Source organism: Methylobacterium sp. WL103 (genome assembly GCF_008039885.1).
GTDB lineage: Bacteria > Pseudomonadota > Alphaproteobacteria > Rhizobiales > Beijerinckiaceae > Methylobacterium > Methylobacterium cerastii.
Genome location: NZ_VRUX01000496.1, coordinates 1 through 3,202, shown reverse-complemented (window position 1 = coordinate 3,202; position 3,202 = coordinate 1). Strand labels below are relative to the sequence as shown.

General features: G+C 70.7%; 5 protein-coding genes. All 5 read right to left on the bottom strand.

The features are described from left to right. The coding region (locus tag FV222_RS21175) for an FTR1 family protein (RefSeq protein WP_187275591.1) at positions 1-328 on the bottom strand (328 nt) is incomplete at its 3' end. A 38-nt stretch (positions 329-366) separates the two neighbouring features. Continuing rightward, positions 367-1,770, bottom strand: coding sequence for a 4Fe-4S binding protein (locus FV222_RS21170; protein WP_147754578.1), 1,404 nt, complete (start codon positions 1,768-1,770; stop codon positions 367-369). A 3-nt stretch (positions 1,771-1,773) separates the two neighbouring features. Further along, positions 1,774-2,121 (bottom strand): cupredoxin domain-containing protein, encoded by a 348-nt coding sequence (locus FV222_RS21165; RefSeq protein ID WP_147754579.1) that lies wholly within the window; start codon positions 2,119-2,121, stop codon positions 1,774-1,776. Positions 2,122-2,123: 2 nt separating this feature from the next. Further along, positions 2,124-2,672 carry an iron transporter gene (locus FV222_RS21160; RefSeq protein ID WP_238272109.1) on the bottom strand — a complete coding sequence of 183 codons (549 nt, stop codon included), beginning with the start codon at positions 2,670-2,672 and terminating at the stop codon, positions 2,124-2,126. A 187-nt stretch (positions 2,673-2,859) separates the two neighbouring features. Further along, positions 2,860-3,202 (bottom strand): HupE/UreJ family protein (locus FV222_RS21155; protein WP_147815573.1); only part of this gene is annotated, 343 nt, incomplete at its 5' end.

Sequence of the window (3,202 nt, the reverse complement as noted above, 5' to 3'; positions counted from 1 at the left end):
GCCCGGAGCGGACCGCCTCGCCCGCCGCCCGCAATTCGCCGGCGAGCTCGCGTCCGTGGGCCGCCATCCAGGTGTTGTGCCAGACCAGCATCAGCACGGCGACGATCAGCACGGCGGCGTTGAGCAGGTCCTGCCCCGCGCCCTCGAACGCGTCCGAGATCTTCTCCGCGAACAGCGCGACGAGGGCGGCGCCGGCCAGGCCCCCGACGATGCCGAGGGCGACCCAGCGGCCGCGCCCGGGGATGCCGCGGGTGGCCGCCAGCACGATCGAGATGATGAGGCCCGCCTCGATGACCTCGCGGAAGGCGATGACGAAGGCTCCGATCATGCGGATATCCCGGCTTTCGCGTTGAGGAAGCGCGCGCGCTACCAGATCCAGAAGAGAAGCGCCCAGTTCGCGACCGCGAGGCCGGCTGCGGCGCCGATGCAGAGGGTGGCCGCGACCCGGCGCGGGCCGGCGGCCGACAGCCCGGCGATCCGCCAAGCCAGCCACAGGCTCCACAGGCTCGCCCCGGCGAGCAGGCCGGCGCGGACCTCGTTCACGTAGGGCAGGGCGATGCCTTCGCCACGCAGGAACGAGACCGTGAGCGCCGAGAGGCCGAGGAAGACGCCGCAGCCGGCGATCGGGATCAACGCCTGCGTCAGGTGGTGGAACCGGGTCATCGACCACGGCCCGGCCGCGCGGGTGGCCAGCGCCACCAGCGCGGTGAGCGCCAAGCCGATCCCGAGGCAGGCGGCGCCGACGTAGGCGAGCAGCATCGCGCCGTCGAGGAGGGTGAGCACGTCGTTGTGCTCGGGGTAGTTCGTCAGCACGAACCACGGCGCCGAGGTCTCCAGCGGCCAAGTCACGCCGCGCTCGATCAGCCAGGTGGCGAGCCACTGCTTGCCGTCGACGTACCAGGGGCTCGACGACCACTGGAACGCGCCGACGGCGAGACCCATCATGCCGAACAGGATCAGCACGGTCTGGTCGAGCGACGGCTCGTCGCCGGCCACGTGCACGATCTCGTGGTTGGGCGAGCGGCGGGCGAGACGCACGGCCCCGCGATAGCCGCTGCAGCGCCCGCACATGTGGCAGGCGCCCGATCCCCGCATGGTCTTGACCGCCACGAGCGGCGCGCAGTTGAAGCCGTCGGCCCGGAGCGGCTTCGGCGAGGCGCTCCAGGCGGCGCCGTCGACCTGGAAGCTCACCGGCGCGAGCTTCGAGAGCACCGCGAACACGCCGTTGACCGGGCAGAGGTAGCGGCACCACACCCGCTTGTTGCGCCCGTAGACGGCGCCGACGAGGATCGCCGCCACGGTCGAGCCGCCAAGCACGGCGAGCACCGGCTTCGGGTAGCCGTAGACGCTGACCATCTGGCCGTAGACCGTAGTGCCGGCGAACGCCAGGAACGGCCATCCACCCCAGGTGATCCAGCGCGGCACGGCGCGGCCGAGGCTCCAGCGGCTGGCGAACTCGGTGAGCGTGCCTTCGGGGCACAGGACCCCGCACCATGCGCGGCCGGCCACCACCATGCTGACCAGCACGAACGGCCACCAGACGCCCCAGAACGCGAACTGCGCCAGCAGCGTCAGGTTCGACCAGAGGTGCGCGGAGCGGTCCGGCAGCGGCAGGAAGGCGGGCACGGCGACGAGCACGACGTAGACGCCGACCACAACCCACTGGATGCCGCGCAGCACGCCGCCGTGCCGGCGGAGCCAGTCGCCGAAGGCGGCGAGGCGTGCGTCGATCCAGGCCTCCCGGCCGGGGCTGAGGGTCGCGCCGGCCACCGGCTACTTCGCCACCGGATCCTTGGCCACCAGCGTCGCCTTCGCCTCCGGATGGAAGTCGTCGAAGACGTCGTAGCTGCCCGGATCGAGGGTGCGGAAGATGATCGACGAGGTCGAGCCGGCGGCGAGCGCCTTCTCGCGCTTCAGCTCGAGGCTTTCGAACTCCACCGGCGAGGCGCCGGTGTTCGAGATCTCCAGCTTGAAGCGGGTCTTGGCCGGAACCTCGATGATCGCGGGAAGGATCACCCCGTCCTTCATCTCGACCTTGATCACCGGCATGTCGTCGGCGCGCGCCGCGAGCGGTGCGAGGAGGAGCGCGCAGAGGGCGAGGAGGCTGGTCGCTGTCCGCATCCTCAATACGCGCCCTTCTTGCCGATGCCGGCGAAGGTGAAGTCCTGGGTGACGTCGAACGGCTTGAACCACTCGGCCACCCCGGTTTCCTTGTCGACGTGGCGGCCGAAATGCGCGTGCGGCCCGGGGGGCGCCACGGTGAGCTTCAGGCGGTAGCGCCCGGGCCCGAACAGCTTGACGTTGTCGCCGTAATGCGGGCCGTCGTTGGCGACCATGCCCATCAGCGCGCCCGCCACCTTCTGGTCGGTGGGCTTGTCGCCGTCGAGCTTCACCACCTCGAAGGTGACGGCCAGGAAGGGCACGAAGTCGCCCTCGGCGAACCCGTTGCGGTTGTCCTTGGCCGCGCGGATGTCGGCCTCGAGGTGCAGGTCGGACTGCGCCGCCGCGCGCATCATGTCGGGCGGGTCCATCTCGATCGGCTGCAGGTACACCGCCGCGACCTCGAGACCGTTCTGGGTCACGTGAGGCCCGACGGGGATCTCCTTGGCGACCGCGGAGGCGGCGAGCAGGGGAAGGGCCAGCAGGGGGAGGAGGAGACGGTGCGCGCGCATGGGGAGCATCGCATACCCGGCCGCGCCGAAATTGGAAGAGGCATGTTCGTCACATGCTCAAATCATAATCGTTCCAAACTAGCAGGATTACAGTCGAGGTTTGGAAAACTCCGCGATCCTGAAAGATGAACCGTAGATCTCGTGCGGCGAAACTCCGGCGGGTTCCTGGCCCGCCGGAGGTCTCGACTTAGAAATGGCTCGCGAGCAGCGCGACGCCGAGGACGGCGACCGTGCCGCCGAGCATGGGAGCCATGACCGTACGGCGGGTTCCGGCCGCGACCAGGCCGAGGCCGAGCCCGACGGCGTGGAGCAGGGCGGTGCCGGCGAGGAAGCCGAGTCCGTAGACGAGGCCGGAGGCGGTCTCGGGCATCTCGGCGCCGTGGGCGTAACCGTGGAAGACGGCGAAGCCGCCGACGAGGGCACCGAGCGCGGCGAGCGGCAGCCGAAGCCCGAACACCGCCGCGAGGCCGAAGGCGACGACCGAGAGGGCGATCCCGGCCTCGGCCAGCGGCAGCGCGAACCCGGCCATG

Excerpts from the sequence above, each read along its gene's own strand:
- FV222_RS21160 (WP_238272109.1), bottom strand. The coding sequence starts at position 2,672 with ATGCGCGCGCACCGTCTCCTCCTCCCCCTGCTGGCCCTTCCCCTGCTC.
- FV222_RS21165 (WP_147754579.1), bottom strand. The coding sequence starts at position 2,121 with ATGCGGACAGCGACCAGCCTCCTCGCCCTCTGCGCGCTCCTCCTCGCA.